This is a genomic window from Enterobacter sp. SA197 (assembly GCF_054131575.1).
Genome location: NZ_CP096393.1, coordinates 2334324 through 2355006, shown reverse-complemented (window position 1 = coordinate 2355006; position 20683 = coordinate 2334324). Strand labels below are relative to the sequence as shown.

Annotated in this window: 18 protein-coding genes and 1 pseudogene; 8 read left to right on the top strand and 11 right to left on the bottom strand. The window is 52.5% G+C overall.

All coding sequences use genetic code 11. The annotated features are described in order from the left end of the window. The first annotated feature begins 298 nt into the window (after positions 1-298). The 5 genes and pseudogenes from nifJ to ttcA all read left to right on the top strand — a co-directional run bounded on the left by nifJ (position 299) and on the right by ttcA (position 5946). Positions 299-3823, top strand: a complete 3525-nt coding sequence (gene nifJ / locus M1D91_RS11040) for a pyruvate:ferredoxin (flavodoxin) oxidoreductase (protein ID WP_437432019.1) — start codon at positions 299-301, stop codon at positions 3821-3823. Between the two features lie 123 nt (positions 3824-3946). Beyond that, positions 3947-4159, top strand: a complete 213-nt coding sequence (locus M1D91_RS11035; RefSeq protein WP_437432018.1) for a KTSC domain-containing protein — start codon at positions 3947-3949, stop codon at positions 4157-4159. Between the two features lie 393 nt (positions 4160-4552). Continuing rightward, entirely contained in the window at positions 4553-4648 is a 96-nt protein-coding gene (locus tag M1D91_RS11030; RefSeq protein WP_437432017.1) for a YoaK family small membrane protein, read from the top strand. Between the two features lie 118 nt (positions 4649-4766). Then, a pseudogene (locus M1D91_RS11025) lies at positions 4767-4864 on the top strand (site-specific integrase); the annotation flags it as partial. A 146-nt stretch (positions 4865-5010) separates the two neighbouring features. Then, positions 5011-5946, top strand: a complete 936-nt coding sequence (gene ttcA / locus M1D91_RS11020; RefSeq protein WP_437432016.1) for a tRNA 2-thiocytidine(32) synthetase TtcA — start codon at positions 5011-5013, stop codon at positions 5944-5946. A gap of 30 nt (positions 5947-5976) precedes the next feature. Here ttcA and M1D91_RS11015 read toward each other — a convergent pair whose 3' ends face one another. From M1D91_RS11015 to M1D91_RS10990, 6 genes are all read right to left on the bottom strand, one after another. Further along, a complete protein-coding gene (locus M1D91_RS11015) occupies positions 5977-6123 on the bottom strand; it encodes a hypothetical protein (protein WP_437432015.1) in 147 nt (48 codons plus the stop codon). Positions 6124-6398: 275 nt separating this feature from the next. Next, positions 6399-7382 (bottom strand): zinc transporter ZntB, encoded by a 984-nt coding sequence (zntB, locus tag M1D91_RS11010; RefSeq protein ID WP_437432014.1) that lies wholly within the window; start codon positions 7380-7382, stop codon positions 6399-6401. 139 nt (positions 7383-7521) lie between these two features. Then, the gene (locus M1D91_RS11005; RefSeq protein ID WP_437432071.1) at positions 7522-8616 is read right to left on the bottom strand and encodes a methyl-accepting chemotaxis protein; all 1095 of its coding nucleotides are present in this window, start codon (positions 8614-8616) and stop codon (positions 7522-7524) included. An 837-nt stretch (positions 8617-9453) separates the two neighbouring features. Continuing rightward, positions 9454-9642, bottom strand: a complete 189-nt coding sequence (locus tag M1D91_RS11000) for a YdiH family protein (protein WP_437432013.1) — start codon at positions 9640-9642, stop codon at positions 9454-9456. A 363-nt stretch (positions 9643-10005) separates the two neighbouring features. Further along, on the bottom strand, positions 10006-10215 hold the full coding sequence (locus tag M1D91_RS10995) for a hypothetical protein (RefSeq protein ID WP_437432012.1): 210 nt from the start codon (positions 10213-10215) through the stop codon (positions 10006-10008). Positions 10216-10283: 68 nt separating this feature from the next. After that, positions 10284-11900, bottom strand: coding sequence for a peptide ABC transporter substrate-binding protein (locus M1D91_RS10990; protein WP_437432011.1), 1617 nt, complete (start codon positions 11898-11900; stop codon positions 10284-10286). Positions 11901-12083: 183 nt separating this feature from the next. Between M1D91_RS10990 and mpaA the strand changes: the two genes are divergently transcribed. Beyond that, positions 12084-12797, top strand: a complete 714-nt coding sequence (gene mpaA, locus M1D91_RS10985; RefSeq protein ID WP_437432010.1) for a murein tripeptide amidase MpaA — start codon at positions 12084-12086, stop codon at positions 12795-12797. Here mpaA and ycjG read toward each other — a convergent pair. Next, on the bottom strand, positions 12779-13753 hold the full coding sequence (gene ycjG / locus M1D91_RS10980; RefSeq protein ID WP_437432009.1) for an L-Ala-D/L-Glu epimerase: 975 nt from the start codon (positions 13751-13753) through the stop codon (positions 12779-12781). The two genes, mpaA and ycjG, sit on opposite strands and share 19 nt — an antisense overlap. 115 nt (positions 13754-13868) lie before the next feature. Between ycjG and tpx the strand changes: the two genes are divergently transcribed. Then, positions 13869-14375, top strand: coding sequence for a thiol peroxidase (gene tpx / locus M1D91_RS10975; protein WP_437432008.1), 507 nt, complete (start codon positions 13869-13871; stop codon positions 14373-14375). 39 nt (positions 14376-14414) lie between these two features. On the opposite strand, the gene tyrR is transcribed toward tpx, so the two are convergent. The 3 genes from tyrR to M1D91_RS10960 form a co-directional block, all read right to left on the bottom strand. Then, complete coding sequence (gene tyrR / locus M1D91_RS10970; protein ID WP_437432007.1) at positions 14415-15956, bottom strand: transcriptional regulator TyrR; 1542 nt, start codon at positions 15954-15956, stop codon at positions 14415-14417. A 142-nt stretch (positions 15957-16098) separates the two neighbouring features. Further along, the gene (locus M1D91_RS10965; RefSeq protein ID WP_437432006.1) at positions 16099-17148 is read right to left on the bottom strand and encodes a TIGR01620 family protein; all 1050 of its coding nucleotides are present in this window, start codon (positions 17146-17148) and stop codon (positions 16099-16101) included. Further along, a complete protein-coding gene (locus M1D91_RS10960; RefSeq protein WP_437432005.1) occupies positions 17145-18542 on the bottom strand; it encodes a YcjX family GTP-binding protein in 1398 nt (465 codons plus the stop codon). The genes M1D91_RS10965 and M1D91_RS10960 overlap by 4 nt, the downstream gene beginning before the upstream one ends. Before the next feature lie 150 nt (positions 18543-18692). Between M1D91_RS10960 and M1D91_RS10955 the strand changes: the two genes are divergently transcribed. Beyond that, positions 18693-19700, top strand: coding sequence for a LacI family DNA-binding transcriptional regulator (locus tag M1D91_RS10955; protein WP_437432004.1), 1008 nt, complete (start codon positions 18693-18695; stop codon positions 19698-19700). Between the two features lie 32 nt (positions 19701-19732). Here M1D91_RS10955 and M1D91_RS10950 read toward each other — a convergent pair whose 3' ends face one another. After that, positions 19733-20644 carry an OmpG family monomeric porin gene (locus tag M1D91_RS10950; protein ID WP_437432003.1) on the bottom strand — a complete coding sequence of 304 codons (912 nt, stop codon included), beginning with the start codon at positions 20642-20644 and terminating at the stop codon, positions 19733-19735. Between the last annotated feature and the right edge of the window lie 39 nt (positions 20645-20683).

Sequence of the window (20683 nt, the reverse complement as noted above, 5' to 3'; positions counted from 1 at the left end):
TTTATCCCCGATAAGTATTTACGAAACCGATAAATGCCGACACGCGCCATGAGATCAAAATCCCCCGGCCAGGGGATGTCTATACTGAAGGTTATCTTTGTCATAAGAGGCCTTAAGCGGGCGGGCTGAAGCCGTCCGGGCACATACAAACTGCACCAGGCTCAGAGTGCAGCGTGAGTCAATACATGGCCGGTTTGCCGGACCAGAACAAAAAGTGAACAAGCCCGAACCGGCTTGCTGCAACCCTCTGGCAAACAACGGCGCTATCCCACTTATCGTTGAGCAATGAGAGTACAATATGATTACTACTGACGGTAATGGCGCGGTCGCTTCGGTAGCGTTCCGTGTCAGTGAAGTTATCGCCATTTACCCCATTACCCCAAGTTCCACGATGGCGGAACAGGCTGATGCCTGGGCCGGAAACGGATTACTTAACGTCTGGGGTGACACACCGCGTGTCGTTGAGATGCAGTCCGAAGCGGGTGCGATTGCGACGGTGCATGGGGCGCTACAAACCGGCGCACTCTCCACCTCCTTCACCTCATCGCAGGGTCTGCTGCTGATGATCCCAACGCTCTATAAACTGGCCGGTCAGTTAACGCCGTTCGTCCTGCACGTGGCGGCGCGCACCGTTGCCACCCATGCGCTCTCAATTTTTGGCGACCACTCCGATGTGATGGCGATTCGTCAGACCGGTTGCGCTATGTTGTCTGCCGGGAGCGTACAAGAAGCGCAGGATTTTGCCCTCATCTCACACATTGCCACCCTGAAAAGTCGGGTGCCTTTTATTCATTTCTTCGATGGTTTTCGCACCTCTCACGAGATAAACAAAATTGTGCCGCTGTCGGACGATACGATCCGCAGCCTGCTCCCACAGGCTGAGATCGATGCCCACCGCGCTCGCGCGCTCAATCCTGAGCATCCGGTTATTCGCGGCACCTCCGCTAACCCGGACACCTACTTCCAGTCACGTGAAGCGACAAATCCCTGGTACAACGCGGTGTATGACCACGTTGAGCAGGCGATGGATGATTTTGCCGCCGCCACGGGACGTCAGTACAAGCCCTTTGAATACTATGGCCATCCGCAGGCGGAGCGGGTGATTGTGTTAATGGGATCGGCAATAGGGACCTGTGAAGAGGTGGTCGATGAGCTGCTGACGCGTGCCGAGAAAGTAGGCGTGCTGAAGGTACGGCTGTTCCGTCCATTTAGTGCGCAACATTTACTGTCCGTTCTGCCAGAAACCGTCAAAAATATCGCCGTCCTTGACCGTACCAAAGAGCCGGGTGCGCTCGCTGAGCCGCTCTACCTTGATGTCATGACTGCTCTCGCGGAAGCGTTCAGTCAGGGCGAGCGTGAGATCCTGCCGCGCGTCATCGGCGGGCGATATGGCCTCTCCTCTAAGGAGTTTGGTCCCGATTGCGTACTGGCAGTGTTTAACGAGCTGAACGCGACAAAACCCAGGCCGCGCTTTACCGTTGGTATTTATGATGACGTCACGTCGCTGTCGTTGCCGTTACCGGAAAATACCCTGCCCTCACGCGCTAAACTTGAGGCACTCTTTTATGGCCTTGGCAGTGACGGTAGCGTGTCGGCTACCAAGAACAACATCAAGATTATTGGTAACGCCACGCCGTGGTATGCACAGGGTTACTTTGTCTACGATTCAAAAAAAGCGGGTGGCCTGACCGTTTCGCATCTGAGGGTGAGTGAGCAGCCCATTAACTCCGCTTATCTGGTCTCTCAGGCGGACTTTGTAGGCTGTCACCAACTGCAGTTTATTGATAAGTATGAGATGGCAGAGCGGCTAAAACCTGGCGGCATCTTCCTGCTCAATACCCCTTATAGTGCTGATGAAGTCTGGGATCGTCTGCCGCAGGATGTCCAGGCCGCACTGAATCATAAAAAAGCCCGGTTCTATGTGATTAACGCGGCGAAAATTGCCCGTGAATGCGGACTTGGCGCGCGTATTAATACCGTTATGCAGATGGCCTTTTTCCATTTGACGCACATTCTGCCTGGTGACAGCGCCCTGACCGCCCTGCAGGGTGCGATTGCCAAAAGTTACAGCAGTAAAGGTCAGGAGCTGGTGGAGCGTAACTGGCAGGCGCTGGCAATGGCACGTGAATCGCTGTTTGAGGTTCCCCTGCAACCGGTTAACGCGAGTAGCGCACCGCGTCCTCCGGTGGTGTCAGACGCGGCACCCGATTTCGTTAAAACCGTAACCGCGGCGATGCTTGCCGGGCTGGGCGATGCCCTTCCCGTCTCTGCCCTGCCGCCGGACGGGACCTGGCCTGTGGGCACCACGCGCTGGGAAAAACGCAACATTGCTGAAGCGATCCCTATCTGGAAAGAGGAGCTGTGCACCCAGTGCAACCACTGCGTGGCAGCCTGCCCACACTCAGCCATCCGCGCGAAAGTGGTTCAGCCGCAAGCCCTGGAAACCGCCCCGGCCAGTCTGCATTCACTTGATGTGAAATCCCGCGATATGCGCGGTCAGAAATATGTACTGCAGGTTGCGCCGGAAGATTGCACCGGCTGTAATTTGTGTGTGGAGGTCTGCCCGGCAAAAGATCGCCAGGATCCTGACATCAAAGCCATTAATATGATGTCCCGCCTTGAGCATGTGGAAGAGGAAAAAGTGAATTATGACTTCTTCCTCAATTTACCGGAGATCGATCGCAGCTCGCTGGAGCGTATTGATATCCGCACCTCTCAACTGATAAGTCCGTTGTTTGAATACTCCGGTGCCTGCTCCGGATGTGGTGAAACCCCCTATATCAAGCTGCTGACGCAGTTGTACGGCGACCGAATGCTGATCGCTAACGCTACCGGTTGTTCATCAATTTATGGCGGTAATCTTCCCTCCACGCCCTACACCACGGATGCCTACGGGCGCGGGCCGGCGTGGGCCAATTCACTGTTTGAAGATAATGCCGAATTTGGCCTGGGCTTCCGTCTGACGGTGGATCAGCACCGTAAACGGGTGATGCGAATGTTGTCGCAGTTTGCTGATAAGATCCCGCCTGAACTCAACGAGGCGCTGCATACAGACGCCACACCGGAGGTACGCCGTCAACAGGTTGCGGCGCTGCGCCAGCATCTGGCAGGGAATGAAGAGGCGAAAGCACTGTTAACCGATGCCGATGCGCTGGTGGAAAAATCCATCTGGCTGATTGGGGGGGACGGCTGGGCCTATGATATTGGTTTTGGCGGTCTTGACCACGTCCTGAGTCTGACCGAGAACGTCAATATTCTGGTGCTCGACACGCAGTGCTACTCCAACACCGGCGGTCAGGCGTCAAAAGCCACACCTCTGGGTGCGGTCACTAAGTTTGGTGAGCATGGCAAACGCAAGGCCCGTAAGGATCTCGGTGTCAGCATGATGATGTATGGCCATGTGTATGTGGCGCAGATTTCGCTCGGTGCCCAGCTTAACCAGACTGTGAAGGCGATTCAGGAGGCGGAAGCCTACCCCGGCCCCTCACTGATCATAGCCTACAGTCCCTGTGAAGAGCATGGCTACGATCTCGCGCTCAGTCATGACCAGATGCGCCAGCTTACCGCTACTGGTTTCTGGCCACTGTACCGCTACGATCCGCGCCGCGAAGCGGAAGGGAAAGTGCCGCTGGCGCTGGACTCCCGCCCACCCTCCGATGCGCTGGCCGATACCCTGCTGAACGAACAGCGCTTCCGTCGGCTGAATGCCCAGCAACCGGAAGTGGCAGACCAGCTGTGGAAGGATGCGGCGGCCGAGTTGCAAAAACGCTATGACTTCCTGGCGCGGATGGCAGGCAAAGCGGAAAAAAGTCCGTCTGAATAATAAGATACGATGCCAAAAAGCCTGCAATCCTGCAGGCTTTTTTATCTCTGTGCGGCTTGCCATCACCCGCCGTCCTGGTGGATGATGCTCTTTCCTCGCGCCGGGCTGTAAAGGACATTCATCATGCTACACCATCCTGTTAAATCATCACGCATTTTATCTGTTGCCTATGAGGAAAGTACCCGCACGCTGGAAATTTGTTTTCACGATAAAAGCACCTTTCAGTATCGCAATGTGCCGCCACGCATTTTTACCGTCTTTCTGACGGTGGTGTCTAAAGGCCGGTATTACGATGGTGTAGTAAAAGGCAAATACCCGGAAAAGAAAGTGGCCTGAGTGTCACCTCACCCATCTTGCAGAAAGTCGTTCTGCCATCTCACTGTTATAAAACTGTAAAGGTTCTGCGTAAAACTGAGGTCATGCGTTTCGTTAACGCTTTTCCCGAACCATTGAGATGATCCTATGAAGCAAAGCAGAAACCGTCGCACAATGCAGATCCACTGGAGCCTGCAACGTAAGCGTGATAATCAGGAATGGAAAAAATTCAGCCTGGTATTAACCAACCGCAGGGCATGACCTGCACTGACCTGCCATCAATGCCGCGTTTTTAACCAGTCATCTTATATCGCTCGCCATTTTTATGGCATCCTGAGAAGTTGCTGGTGATTTTTGCCGGTATCGGATAAAAGGAGAGACCCTACCTCTTATGCCGTCAGGAATTCAGCTGTTATGAGAATTGGTATTGCCTTCCCGATTATAGTTTTTATCGTTGCCGTGGCGTTTCTGACCTGGTTTGTGGTTGGAGGCTATGCCACACCGGGCTGACAGGCGCGGTGGGGTGATTCAGGGCAGAATCCACACTCTTTTAGCGGTCAACACCGGTTGAACGCTGTCCCAGCGCCTGAGCAGGACAGTGCATCACGGGTATCTGATGTAAAACGTTGGCATTCGTCGCCGCAATCCGTACCATACACGGCACACTTTCGCATAGGGCTTTATGTCACTGGCGCCAACCTCTCTTTTGTTGCTTACCAGAGGGGCACAAGGATGCGCAGAGGGTGTAGAGAACTTATGCTACCGGGTTGAAGTGATTAAGGGTGAACATGAGGTTGTGTTGTCCACCGGACAGGCGCATTAAGGTGCCGCCACCTCATCCGTGCCCCGTTTGAACATTGAGTAAATAATAAATGTCGCAAAATCAAGAAACTACAAAGAAAGATCAGTACAACCTGAATAAGCTTCAGAAGCGTCTGCGCCGCAATGTGGGCGAGGCGATTGCCGATTTTAATATGATTGAAGAAGGCGACCGCATCATGGTCTGCCTCTCCGGCGGTAAAGACAGCTTTACCATGCTGGATATTTTGCGCAACCTGCAACAGAGCGCACCGATCAACTTTACACTGGTCGCGGTCAACCTGGATCAGAAACAACCGGGGTTCCCGGAACACATTCTGCCCGCCTATCTGGAATCCATTGGCGTTGAGTACAGGATTGTCGAAGAAAACACCTACGGCATTGTAAAAGAGAAAATTCCGGAAGGGAAAACCACCTGTTCGCTCTGCTCACGCCTGCGTCGCGGCATTTTGTATCGCACGGCAACGGAGCTGGGTGCTACCAAAATCGCCCTGGGGCACCACCGCGACGATATTCTGCAAACCCTGTTCCTGAACATGTTCTACGGCGGCAAAATGAAAGGCATGCCACCGAAGTTGATGAGTGACGACGGAAAGCACATCGTCATTCGTCCGCTGGCCTACTGTCGTGAAAAAGACATTGCGCGCTTTGCCGAGGCCAAGGGATACCCGATTATTCCGTGTAACCTCTGCGGCTCTCAACCCAACCTGCAACGTCAGGTCATCGGCGACATGTTGCGCGACTGGGATAAACGCTACCCCGGACGCATCGAAACCATGTTCAGCGCCATGCAGAATGTAGTGCCTTCTCACCTCAGCGACACCACGCTGTTTGACTTTAAAGGCATTCAGCATGGTTCGGCCGTGGTGGATGGCGGGGATCTGGCGTTTGACCGCGAAACCCTCCCGTTGCAGCCTGCCGGATGGCTACCGGATGAAGACGACGGCGATTTTACCGCCAGTCGACTGGACATTCTGGAAATCAAATAACCGAAATCCCTCGTAATACGAGGGATTTTTTTAGCGATGCTGTGGGGGATCGATAACAGGATGCGGGTCCGGGTCCGGCGGATCGGGTAACGGTTGGGGCTGCGGGATCGGGTCAGGAACCGGAACGGGATCGGAAGGAATCGGGTCACTCACTCGCAGAGTGTTAGCATTCGACATATTAGCCTCCAGTAAAGGGTTACTGTTCTTTAAGGGTAGTCCGTGCTGAACAGGAGGCAAAAAAAAGCCGACTATTCTAAGTCGGCGTCGTACGAATCAATTGTGCTATGCAGTAATTCAAAAAAGGAAGTAAGACAATATGGAGCGCAACGCCCATCGCTTGACGTTGCATTCACCTGCGAGATGAATATTGCCTTTTCCTGAGGCTGCTTATATTGATATTGCTCAATTTACACCGCGAAATTATGTTCATTTTTTGTTAAAAAAGTGAAATTTTACAGCCATTTACTGCGATGTAACCACCAGGCAACACCACCTATCAGAACAACCAACATAATGCAGAAGAGTGAAAAGCCGAATCGGTACTCCCCTCCCGGAATGCCGCCCAGATTCACGCCAAATAACCCTGTCAGGAAGGTACTCGGAAGAAAAACCATGGCCATCAGCGACATGGTATAGGTTCTGCGCGATAAGGACTCCTGCATCACCTGAGTAATTTCATCCGTCATTACGCCGGTACGGGCAATACAGGAGTCGATTTCATCCAGTCCCCGTCCGAGACGGTCGGCAATGTCCTGCATCCGGCGCCGCATATCGTCATTCATCCAGGGCAGCCGCTCACTGGCAAGGCGTGCAAACACATCACGCTGAGGAGCCATGTAGCGACGCATCACGATTAACTGCTTTCGCAGCAGGGCTAAAAAGCCGCGCGGCGGGATCTCCTGATCCAGCAGATTATCTTCCAGATCGATAATTTTATCGTGCAGCACTTCGATGAATTCACTGGCGTGATCGGTCAGGGCGTCGCACACATCCACCAGCCAGCCACCGCAGTCGGTAGGGCCGGTTCCTTCCTCTAAATCAGAGACCACATCATCCAGCGCGAGCACTTTGCGCTGACGCGTTGAGATAATCATGCGCTCATCCATATACAGACGAACGGCGACCAGTTGATCCGGGCGTTCATCGGTGCTGCCATTGATGCACCGGAGAGTTATGAGGGTGCCTTCCCCCATACGCGACACGCGGGGACGCAGACTCTCGCCTGCCAGCGCATTGCGGACGGTATTGGGCAAAAGAGGCGTGGTTTCCAGCCATTCTGCGCTCTCCGGACTTGTGTAATTAAGGTGCAGCCAGCAGGGATGCTGCGCATCAATAATATCCTCATCCTCAAGCGGCTTAACGCCGCCTTTACCATCCAGTTGCCACGCATACACGGCATCCGGGATATTAATGTCTGACCCTTTAATCGCTTCCACAAAGACTCCACACTCCACTCAGGCATGGTGTCAGTCTAGCTCTCCGCACGGGTTAATCAACCATCATGCTGAATTCATTAATAAATGTAAAAAAGGCCCGCTAAACGGGCCGATAAGAAAAGAAAAGCGAAGAACCGGTTCAGAACGAGTGCCAGTAATTTTCCTGGTTTGGCAAAACGGGTCTTGCCGGGCGGGATGAGCCCTTGTGCTGCAGGCCACGAGGCTCCGGATTTACCTGCGCGGTGGGCGTTTCTGTAGCAAGACGGTATTTAGCGGTGCGTTGCTGCAGCTCAAGGACCCGATTTTTAAGAATGTCTGACGAACCCGCCAGCTCATCTACCATACTGACGTTACTTTGGGTGACTTTTTCCAGCTCCGAAAGCGCAAGAGTAATTTGCGAAATGCCCTTTTCCTGTTCAAGCGTCGACACCGCAATTTCATCCATTAACTTACTCACTACGCTCGCACCGGAGACAATTTCCTGCATATTTCGTTCGGCTTCAGACACGACCGTCGCCCCCTGAGTCACGTTATTGGTGGTGACAGCGATCAGGGATTTAATATTTTTGGCGGCTTCTGCGCTTCGGTGGGCCAGGCTACGCACTTCTCCGGCAACCACAGAAAAACCTTTACCATGATCTCCGGCCCTGGCAGCTTCCACTGCGGCATTCAGTGCCAGAATATTCGTCTGGAAGGCAATACCATCGATGATGGCAATAATGTCCGTCATCTGGTTAGCGCAGTCTGTAATCGACTGCATGTTATGGGCTACCTGCCCCATCAGATCGCCGCCCTTACGGGCGCTGATACTGGCATCGCTCGCACGCGAGCTGGCAAGACGCGTGTTTTCGGCATTATTTTTCGTGCTGCTGGCCATCTGTTCCATGCTGGCTGCCGTCTGAACCAGGGCTGCTGATTGCTCTTCCGTTTTTACCGAAAGCTCCCCGCTGCGGGAAGCCAGCTCGTCAGAGAGATCAAGCGCGTTTTGCGACGACAAACGGATCTCTTTCACCAGAATAGCAATACTTTCCGACAGGCTATTGATGCCAGGTATTAATCTGCCAGCACAGTTGTTACCAAATAACGGAATAGTTATTGAGAGATTACCGGAGGTCACCTCTTCAATACTTTTTTTAACCGTGTTGATAGGCGTCACCAGATACCAGGTTAAATATAACCAAAGAAATCCTAGCGTAGCCAATAAGAGAGCTGTGACCGCCACAGTGAGCGCCATATTTTTTGCGACGACTGTCACTAAAATATCGATAATTACAAAAAAAGACAGCAGGAACACTAATAAAAATGTTCTTACACTCATATTTCTAAACATAGCGACACCAGAATTACAACTCAGAGAGGTAATATTCTTATAGCATTCGGAATACACTTTTTCACTACCAAAATAACGGCCGAGCATCTTTAGGCGATGACACTGCAAGTTTAGCTTAAGTGTAAATAATGTAGATTAAAATAATCACTTACCAAATATTTTAGCATAAAAAACTATGTTTTTTATAAAAAACCTAAACAACAAAATAATAAAAACGCCCCTTAATAAACGGCTGCATCATTAAATGACAGGTCCTAAATTATAGTTAAGCGCAGCTTAAATCGAGATTTTTTTAAAGTTCATCCCATAATGGTCGATAACCATTATGCGTAATTATAAATAATCGCCAGAAAAGAATTATATTTAACCGGCATTTTTTAATTCCGCCTGATAGTTAAAACGTAAGGATGTTGTTCGCTGCATCTTTAACGTGTCAGCACTCTGTTTTATGTATGAGGGAAGCCATTATTTTTGGTTATTAAATCCGCTGCGATAATGCGCGCACTCAGTATAGGCGAATGCGCGCTCACGCTGCCTGCTGACCTTCTGAACAACTGAGCGGCAACGGGGATATTCGGCCAATATACACAGCCCGAAAGCAACGGGCGTACTTATTATGCTCTGCGCCTGCCCCACAAGGGTAGGGATAAGCGTATTGACGAAGCGCTTACAGGGTGGTTCTGCCCTGAAGAGAGGTAAAAAAAAGCGCCCTGCAGGGGCGCGTCTTTTGCCTTTGAGGGATCAGTGGATGCCCAACCGCCCGGCAAAATCGATTTCTTCTTTCAGTTCATTGTGCGACAGGGTGAGCAGGTCGGCAAATTCCAGGCTCAGCTGTTTTAATCTCTTCAGATATTGCGCGGGGGTCATGGCGCTTTTGTCACGGCGTAAGTATTCGATGGCCAGTTGGGTGGGGTCTAATTCACTCTGCATAACATCCTCTTTTGTGGTTAAGGAATAACCACTATAACACATAATGCTGCACAATTTTTGACCTTAGCCAGTTTCCCGCAGGGTCACCGTTACGCCTGTTCAGGAGTGGATTCACACAACAAAGCTTTACCTTCAATAAGTTAAAAATGCATTTCCAACCACGGGAATACACAGAGGATTTTTTGTTACCCGCAACCGGGTCGGTTGGCGCAGATAAAAAGGGGTTGATCGAAGGGATGATAAAGATTATCTTTCTCATTACTGAATAGTTGACTTAAATAGTCTGGTATTCAGTACGACATTGCTCACATTGCTTCCAGTATGACTTGCCCGCTTCACTGAAGCGGGCTTTTTTTCAGCGGGTCAGGCATAGTCTTCCAGCGCATCCTGGATGGCATCCGCCAGCGCCGACACTTCCTGTGAAACATTACGCAGGTCCATCTGACTACGGATACCTGTGTTCGAGGTGGATGAAGAAACCGCCGCTTTGGAAATTTCTAAGGCCGCCTGTACAGCAAGAAGTCGCTTCTTTTCTTCATCCGTCGCAGCGGTACCAAAATATTCTTCTAACATTCTTCCTTCCTCTTTATGAACTGCAAAAAAGACTAACCGAAACCATGCACGGCATGCGCCCTTGCGTCTTAATGCTTAATCACATACATGGTGCGGGTGTAGGCCACATCTTCCGGGTTGTTAATGGGGTAGCCTTTAAGCCAGGGTTTAATCAGGCGGCCATTGGTGTACTGATAAATAGGAATAAGAGGGGCCTTCTCGGCAATGATTTTTTCAGCTTCATTGTAATCCGCATTTCTGGCGCTGGCCTGGGTTTCCACTGATGCCTGACTCATCACCTTGTCATATGCCGGGTCGTTAAAGCGGGTGATATTACCGCTATGACCCGAAGTCAGCAGGGACAAAAAGGTGGAAGGTTCGTTGTAATCGCCAACCCAGGAGGCCCGGATTACATCGAAATTGCCGGTGTTGCGGCTGTCGATATAGGTTTTCCACTCCTGATTTTGCAGCTTCACATCAATGCCCAGGTTCTTTTTCCACATGGATGCCACCGCAATGGCAATTTTCTGGTGCGTTTCAGAGGTGTTATAGAGCAGCGTCAGTTTCAGAGGACGCTGGGGCCCATAACCTGCCGCCTGAAGCAAGGTTTTAGCCTGAGCATTGAGCTCTGCCTGGCTCTGACGTTCCAGTATTGAAGGCTGAGGTTTGAATCCTGCCGTGACATCCGGGGTAAAGCGCCAGGCCGGTTTCTCGCCGGTCCCCAGCACTTTTTCGGCCATGATGCGACGGTCGACGGTCATGCTCAGCGCGAGGCGCACGCGCGGGTCAGCCGTAGGCCCTTTTTGTGTATTCAGCGCGTAATAGTAGGTTCCCAGCTGCGGCGGGGTATAAACCTGACCGGGAATATCTTTCAAAAGTTTCTGGTACAGGCTTTTCGGGAAGGATTCGGTAATATCGATATCCCCTGCCAGGTAACGATTGGTGGCCGCCGTCTCCTGGTTAATCGGCACGAAGGTCACTTTCTGAATAACGGTTTTAGCGTTATCCCAGTAATGCGTATTCGGCGTGAACTCCAGCTTCTCATTCACAACACGGTTGGCCAGCACATAGGCGCCATTACCGACCAGATTACCGGGACGCGTCCAGTCCTGCCCGCTCTCAACATTTGCCTTTTTAACCGGGTAAAAGGCGAAGCTTGCCGCCATATTGGCAAACCAGGGTAGCGGTTTATCTAACTGAACCCGCAACGTGTGATCATCTACCGCGGTCACCCCAAGTTTTTCGGGCGATACTTTGCCATCAATGATCGCCTGTGCCTGCGCGATGCCCGCCAGCGAGGCAAAAGAGGCAAAGGGAGAGGTGGTTTTGGGATCTACCAGACGCTGCCAGCTATAGACAAAATCCTGCGCCGTAACCGGCGTACCGTCTGACCATCTGGCATCACTGCGCAGGGTGAATGTCCAGCTACGGTTATCACTGCTCTGCCACTTCGTGGCGACACCAGGCACAATCTCACCTTTCTCATCCTGGTTCACCAGCCCTTCATACAGATCGCGTATCACCTGAATCTCAGGCAATCCCACGGCTTTTGCCGGATCAAGGGTTGCGGGCTCATCTTTGATGTGGCGAACCAGCTCCTGCTTCTGCGCAAGTTCAGTACCTTTTGGCACGTCGGCAGCCCAGGCCAGTGAAGTGAAACCGCACAAATAAAGCGCACAACCGATCCGCGTCACAGGATGCTTCATGTGATCCCCTTTTAGTTTTGTAGCAAAGCGAAAGATGCGGTAATTATTTGTTTTAAAAAGAAGGAATGCAAATTCAAGTCAACGGAATGTTGACAGTAATCCTGTTTATACCCGCCCTGCACGTTGCCGGGTTGAACAAAATGCTTAACACTTACTATGACTGCACTTAACTCAAGGAAACCTATGCCCGTCTCACGACCACGTCAGGAACGCGGTGCTTTCCCTTCGGGGAGCGATATCTATGGCCACTCATTGTTAGGGGCCCCCCTTATCTGGTTCCCGGCTGCAGAGGCGTCGCATGCCAGTGGGCTGATTATTGCGGGTACTCACGGTGACGAAAATTCGTCTGTGGTCACCCTCTCCTGCGCCCTGCGGACACTCAAACCAGAACTTCGACGCCATCATGTGGTACTGGCCGTTAATCCCGATGGCTGCCAGTTAGGACTAAGAGCCAGTGCCAGCGGTGTTGACCTGAACCGAAACTTCCCGGCGGCAAACTGGAAAGCGGGTGAGACCGTCTACCGCTGGAACAGTGCGGCAACCGAACGGGATGTCGTGTTATCAACGGGTGAACATCCCGGTTCAGAGCCTGAAACGCAGGCCCTTTGCCGGCTTATCCATCGCATCCGCCCGGCCTGGGTGGTCTCTTTTCACGATCCGCTGGGATGTGTGGAAGATCCCCGCCGCAGTGCACTCGGCCAGTGGCTGTCAACACAGTTTGCCCTGCCACTGGTGACCAGCGTTGGCTACGAAACCCCAGGCTCCTTCGGCAGCTGGTGTGCCGATATGCAACTGCACTGTATTACCCTTGAGTTCCCGCCGGTTTCGGCTGATGAAGCCAGCGAGAAATATCTCGGTGCGATGATCGCCCTCTTACATCACAACGCCGACAGATGAAGCTGACCAGGCGTGAAGCGCAGCGCGGGCTCGACGTCCACCGCAAGCCAGGTCGGTCCGTCAAGATCGGCAAAACGAACATCAGCAGCAAGCGGAAGCGCAGCGCTGATGGCGCGTGAAGTGCAGATCATGCAGCCGAGCATTAAACCGAACCCGCGGGCGCGAGCGTCGTCGGCAAGCGCCAGTGCTTCCGTAAGCCCGCCGGTTTTGTCGAGTTTGATGTTGACCATGTCATAACGGCCCACCAGTCGCGGTAAGTCTGCGCGTGTATGGCAACTCTCATCAGCGCAAATGGGAAGCGGATGGATGAAATTCGCCAGCGCGTCATCTTCAGCCACCGGCAGTGGCTGCTCCAGCATCGCCACCCCCAGATCCGCCAGCAGCTGGCAGCGCGCGGCCAGCCCCTCGCTATGCCAGGCTTCATTCGCATCAACGATTATTGTCGCATCGGGGGCAGCGGCGCGGATAGCCACCATTCTTTCGCTGATAAGGTGATCGTCAAGTTTGACTTTAAGCAGCCTGGCACCGGTTTCCACCAGCGCTGCAGCACTTGCCGCCATTTGATCCGGCGTGCCAATGACTACGGTTTGCGCCGTCGTCACCACCGGGGGTAATACCACCCCTGTACGGGCAACCAGAGACTGATTGAGACGGCGGGCCTCCAGATCCCAGAGCGCGCAGTCAACGGCATTGCGCGCGGCACCCGGCGGCAATAACGTCTGCAATTCATCACGACTGAGGTTGTTTTCCAGACGAGCAATATGGGTCATGATTTGCGCGATAACCGAGGCCTCGCTTTCACCATATCGGGGATAGGGTGTACACTCACCCACTGCCTTTACGCCATCTTCTTCCAGCTCCACAACCACTACCCGCGCTTCGTTACGGCTGCCGCGCGAGATAACAAATGGCGAATGTAACGGCCAGGTTTCTTCGTACACCTTCACACTTCTCATCCCTTACTCCTGTGGCGTTGTCCTTACGAGTATAGTGGCGAAAATGGCATTGCCGTGTTCCTTGCTTTCAGCATAAACTAGCGCCGAAGTTAACTATATGTAAACAGGAAGATATATGTCACAGCTTGTTCATTTCCAGGGTAATCCAGTTTCCGTCGCAGGCCAGATCCCGGCAACCGGTAGCAAAGCTGCCGCGTTTTCACTGGTCGCAAAAGATCTGTCAGACGTTGCATTAAGTCAGTTTGCCGGTAAACGTAAAGTGCTGAATATTTTCCCAAGCATCGATACCGGCGTCTGCGCCGCCTCCGTTCGCAAGTTCAACGAACTGGCGACCGAAATTAATGACACCGTAGTGCTGTGCATTTCTGCAGACCTGCCGTTCGCCCAGTCCCGCTTCTGCGGCGCTGAAGGCCTGAGCAATGTCATTACTCTCTCTACCCTGCGCAACCCGGAGTTTCTCGAAGACTATGGCGTTGGCATCGCCGAAGGCGCACTTAAAGGCCTTGCCGCGCGCGCCGTGGTGGTAATTGATGAGAATGACAATGTGATCTTCAGCCAACTGGTTAATGAAATCACTAATGAACCAGACTACGCCTCTGCACTGAACGTGCTGAAGGCGTAATCTCACCCGTTGCCCGGTAAGCCATTACCGGGCACAGTTTTACTCCTCGCCCTTCTTCTGACTTAAGCCATATTCCCGCAGCTTATTGGCAATCGCCGTATGCGACACGCCCAGACGTTTTGCCAGTTTACGCGTGCTTGGGAAATTACTGTAAAGCTGAATAAGGACCGAGCGCTCAAAGCGACTGGTTATCTCATCCAGCGTGCCTTCCATCGCCTCCTCGCCGACGGCCAGGGTCGCGGCATCGTAATCCGGTAACAGGATGTCCTGGGGTCGCAGTTCATAGCCTTCGAGCTGGGTCAGCGCACGGTAGACAGCGTTCTTCAGCTGACGAACGTTACCCGGCCAGTTATAACGGCTCAGGACCTGATTCAGTTCATGCGCAAGTTTCGGACGCGGTACGCCCTGCTCATCAGCAAAACGGGCCACAAACAGCTCCGTCAGCGGCATGATGTCCTGCGGACGGTCACGCAGAGGCGGTAAATTGAGGGTCAGGACATTCAGACGGTAATAGAGATCTTCGCGGAACACCCCTTTTTGCACGAGATCCACCAGATTACGCTGGGTCGCGCAAATCACGCGCACATCAACGTGGACTTCATGATCTTCACCTACCCGGCGGAAGGTCCCGTCATTCAGGAAACGCAGTAGTTTAACCTGCATCCGCGGTGACATTTCACCGATCTCATCAAGCAGCACGGAACCACCGTTTGCCTGCTCAAAGAATCCCTTTTTGCCTTCCGGCGCATGACCAAAAAGCTCGCTTTCAACAGCATCTTCCGGAATTGAGGCGCAGTTCAGGGCGAGATAGGGTTTTGCCGCGCGCGGGCTGGCGAGGTGGCAGGCATGGGCAAGCAGATCTTTTCCGGTACCGGTATCGCCTACAATGAGCAAAGGCGCAGTAAGATTGGCCAGCTTACGGGCCTGCTCAAGTACCTGACGCATCCTTGGGCTGACCGCCACAATCTGGCTGAAAGCGCTCAGATCCTGCTGAGAAAGGTTCTGCAACTGGCGACCCATCCTGGCGGTAGAACGCAGCATCACCACCGCACCTGTAAGTACGGATTCACCGGTTTCCCCTTCCAGGTGCACCGGGGTTATCTCCATCAGGAAGTTCTGCCCATTAATCGCGACATGCTCGCTCTGGGAGAGGTGAGGATTGCTTTCAAGCCAACGGGTAAAGTTAAAACCCGAGATAAGCTGTGTGGCGTTAAAGTTGCGCAGCTTATCCTGATCCTGACCAAACAACTGGCTGCTGGCGGGGTTAGCCAGTTCGATTTTACTTTTCATGTCCAGCGACAGTACCGGCTCCGGTAAGGCTTCAAGTACCGCACTCATGGCGCGGTGCTCACGTTCGGAGGGCATCCAGAGGACTGTGCGCACATCAGTGACGCCAGGGATGCGCCGGATTTCAGCCATTAAACTGCTGAATGCATCAAAGGCCAGCGCCGCGAAATTAAGGTAGATTCGCCCGATAGGATCGATCTCAATGCCACGTAAGTCGATACCGCGTAACACCAGTAAATCAAGGAGTTCGCGAGTCAGACCCAGCCGGTCTTCACAAAATACTTCAAGACGCATGGAAATTTCACCCTACATTAACCACTGATGCCGCGATGATATGTCAGTTACAGGCTGGCAGGAAGATGTCTGTCAACAAATATTGACAGTTTGCTGGAAAAACGGGCGCTGCGCCGTAAAGTGAAATGGGCAGCGCCGCGGCTTATGTACTCTTACTCTTCTGTAACGTCTCTTTGACCTGCACGATAAGCTCGCGCCGGAAATCGCCCAGACGCGGTTTATCATCGTCCATCCAGGGAAGCGGTCGGCAGAGCTCCATGGCTTTAATACCCAGCCGTGCGGTGAGTAATCCGGCACCGATCCCCTGCGCAGCACGGGCAGATAATCGTGCAGCCAGATCCTGCGACATCCAGTCCAGTCCCACCTCACGCACCATCTCACTGGCACCCGCAAAAGCAATGTTCAGCAGTACCAGGCGGAACAATCGCAGTCGGCTGTAGTAGCCAAGTTCAATGCCGTAAAGCGCAGCAATACGGTTGATGAGGCGTAAATTACGCCAGGCAATAAATGCCATGTCGACCAGCGCCAGCGGGCTGACGGCAATCATCATGGTTGACTCAGCGGCCGAACGACTGATTTCCCGCCGTGCCTGACTGTCGAGCACCGGCTGAACAAGATGGGCATAAAGCGAGACGACTTCACGATCGTTCTGGGTTTCATGGATAGCGGCATACCAGCGTTGCAGTGCCGGGTGAGCATGATCGATACCCGCCTGGCGCGCCAGATGTTCACAAAAAGCACGTCCTTTTCCGCTCCCATGACTATGAAGCAGTTCGCGGGCGTCATCCCGCGCATGCGCCCGCTGGCGTAAACGCCACAGGCGTCGCCACTCCGTTGCAATGGAACCCGCCCCGGCGCCGATGATCAATGCCCCGGCGGCACATCCTCCCATCGCCACCCAGTCCTGCGTCTGCCAGGCATTTATTGCCCACTGCACCCCCTGCCCGACGACGCTTGCCCCCAGCAATGCCACACCGGCAAAGACCATTTTGCGCCACAGGCTGCGTTTGGGGCGAAGCGCAGAGGCAACGATGGCCTCAGCCGGCCCCTCTTCCGATCTCTCTTCAGCGCGAACGGGAGAAAAATGTTCAGCCTGCTCCGCCCCAAAAGTCTGTGCGGCCTTAAACTGGACATGGCTTTCTTCTTCCAGCGGTCCGGCAAAATCAATACGCGGTTTTAGTGGTTCGGTCATCGCAATTTATCTCCCAGTAAAAACTCCAGCGCGGCATCCAGCCGGATATGCGGCAACGGTTTATCCACGTCCAGCGCCTGAGGACGGAAGGATTCAAACTGAAAACCCTGTTTATCCCAGAACGCCTGACCCGGTAGTCTGGCGGGTACTTCGCCGGGATAAACCGTTAGCGGTTCGCCATCGCTGAGGCGGTGACCGCGAAGCGCCGGGATCTTTTCACCGTTCACATCAATCAGACCGCTTTGGGTGGCCTGCACCGAGGCCAGCCCCACACACTCCATGCGAATACCTTCAAAGGCCGCGTTTTGCCAGGCATCCTGAATCAGTTGCTGCAGCAGTGACACCATGTTGCCATGCTGATCCACCGTCACGTGATCGGCTTTGGTCGCTGCAAACAGCAGCCTGTCTATCACGGGAGAAAACAGTCGCCTGAAGAGGGTACGCTGACCGTAATGGAAGCTTTGCATCAGCTGCGTAAGCGCCAGACGCATATCATTAAAGGCCTGGGGGCCACTGTTCAGCGGCTGCAGGCAGTCCACCAGCACAATCTGACGGTCAAACCGTAAGAAGTGGTTTTTATAAAAATCTTTCACCACGTGTTCGCAGTAGTAATTGAAACGTTCACGCAACATGCCGACGTTGGTCTGTTTTCCTGCCTGCGCCAGCCTGGCTTCCCCACTGCCCTCCACGTCCGGCCACGGGAAAAACTGCAGAGCGGGCGCGCCGGCCATCTCCCCCGGCAGCACAAAACGGCCGGGCTGAATGAAATGAAGCCCTTCCCGTTTGCACTGGTGCAGATAATCAGTCCAGGCGGCAGCAATCTCAGCGAGTCGGTTTTCATCAGCTGGGGCCAGCGGATCTAAGCCGTTAGCCAGTTCCCGCCACGCTGCTGACCAGTCGCTACGCGGCCCCTGCAGCAGGCCGGTCATCTGCCTTGACCAGCTTAAATAGTCCTGAGCCAGCATCGGCAGATCCAGCAGCCATTCGCCAGGGTAATCCACAATTTCGAGATATAACGTGGAAGTATCTTTGAAGTGGCGAAGCAGCGAATCCTGCTGGCGAAAACGCAGTGCGAGGCGAATTTCGCTCACACCGCGCGTGGGGGTCGGCCATGCGGGCGGCGTACCGTAGAGCTGCGCCAGGCCTTCGTCGTAAGTAAAACGTGGAATACCAAAATCCCGCTGCGGCACGCGCTTCACACCCAGCAGTCGCTCTTCGCGAACGGCGCTAAGTAAAGGCAACCTCGCCCCGGCGTGAAGGGTTAATAACTGATTAACCATCGCCGTAATAAAGGCCGTTTTCCCGCTTCGGCTAAGACCGGTGACTGCCAGCCGCAAATGACGGTCCATGCCCCGGTTGACGAGCGCACTCAGTTCATTTTTAAATCGCTTCATTGCCATCCCGTTATGCCTGAAGTTCGCAAAAATTATAACCTACAGGGTAAGATATTGGGTCAGGTTGCTGATAATCAATTAACTTGTGTTGTCATCCCCAATCTAACTTCTTAAGATATGCGGCATTAGCTTCTGCGGGGTTCAAGGATTATGTCACCAACCATTTATGATATTGCACGTATTGCAGGCGTATCAAAATCGACGGTATCGCGGGTTCTCAATAAGCAAACCAATATTTCACCAGAAGCCCGTGAAAAAGTGCTGCGCGCAATAGACGAACTACAATATCAGCCCAATAAATTAGCCCGCGCCCTGACATCTTCAGGCTTCGATGCCATAATGGTCATCTCCACCCGCTCGGCAAAAACCACCGCAGGCAATCCTTTTTTCTCTGAAGTGCTGCACGCTATTATGGCTAAAGCTGAGGAGAAGGGCTTTGACGTCATATTACAAACCTCCCGAAGTACCGAAGATGATCTGCAGAAATGCGAGAGTAAAATTAAGCAAAAAATGATTAAAGGCATTATTCTGCTTAGCTCACCGGCTGATGAATCTTTTTTTGCCAGACTTGATAAATATGAAGTTCCTGTTGTTGTCATCGGCAAAGTTGAAGGCGAGTACCAGCACGTATATTCAGTCGATACTGACAATTATCAGGACAGTATTATTCTGACAAACACCCTGATTGAGAGCGGCCATCGAAAAATTGCCTGTCTGCATGCGCCTTTGAATTATCATGTTTCGGTGGATCGGGTAAATGGTTATAAAGCAAGCCTCAAAGCCCATGTTCTTTCAATAAATGATGACTGGATAATGGATGGCGGTTATACCCACGAAAGCGCTATGGTCGCGGCAAATAAATTGCTTAGTCTTCCTGAGCTACCCGATGCGGTATTCGCTACTGATGGATTAAAACTGGTGAGTTTATACAAAGTGGCGGCGGATAAAAAAATCAACATACCTAAACAACTTGCCGTTGTCGGTTATGGTAATGAGATGCTCTCCTTCATCCTGAATCCTCCACCTGGGGGAATTGAAATCCCCACGCAAGCGCTCGGCGTAAAAAGTTGCGAAACCTTATTCCAGCTTATTGCCGGCAAGCTCACCCAGAAAAACACGATTATTGACACCCACATTTTTCTATCGCAATCAATTTAAGCGCAAAGGCGCCCAGAGGGCGCCACGGTTTATCAGAATGCGTAGTTAATTCCCACTCCCGCATAATGGAACTTATCGCTATCCCCTTCATCATGGTGCTGCCATTCGAAGGCGTATTCAAGTGAGGCAGAAAAGCCGTTCTGAAAGTCGTACGCGTAGAGCAGTCCGACCCTGTTAAAATCATGGCCTTCACGCTCTATATCATCCCGCCAGTCCCAGTTAGACCAACGGTCAAGCCCAATGCGTCCATAGGGCGTTATTGTTGAGTTGCCTAATGAGACTGGAACATAGGCGCGGATCTCCTGGGTTGAGAATTCACCATTATTTTTTGAGTCATCCATGTTAAAACCACGTTCAAAATAATAATTTGTGGTGACCGAGACGGTTTCATTTATTTTATATGAAAAACCCATCTCGCCTTCCAGGCGACTATCGGCATAACCGGTTTTATCTAAATCATTGGCAAAACGGTACATGGAAAGCCAGCCACTAAAACGCCACTCATCATTAATTTTTGCATCCCAGTCAGGCTGAATTTTCCAGCGTTGCATATTTGCTGTTCCTGCATCAGCGCCGTGCTCATCTTTGAAATGATAACCGTAGTTACGCACGCCGCCCGTTAAACCGAAAGCAAAATCCTCGCTTTCGGTAAACTGATACCGAACTTCCAGTTCCGGTCGATCAAACCAGCTGCCTCGTGTACCACTGCTGTAATCAACAGGCCCCTCCTGATAATAAGCCAGCGCGATTTTCCAGGGGCCGGTGGACGCATTAAACCAGATGGAGGGCTCATACAGACCATCCATGTCTTCGGCGTAACCCTCGACGTTTTCTATTTCATACATGGCACCGATATTAAAATGCCAGTCATTGTTTTCTGCAGCCTGTACGCAGGCCATTCCCGCGCACATGACCAGCGCAGTAGAGGACAATAATTTTTTCATTTTTATTCCTTGTTAAATCACTAAAAAATGCACCTCACT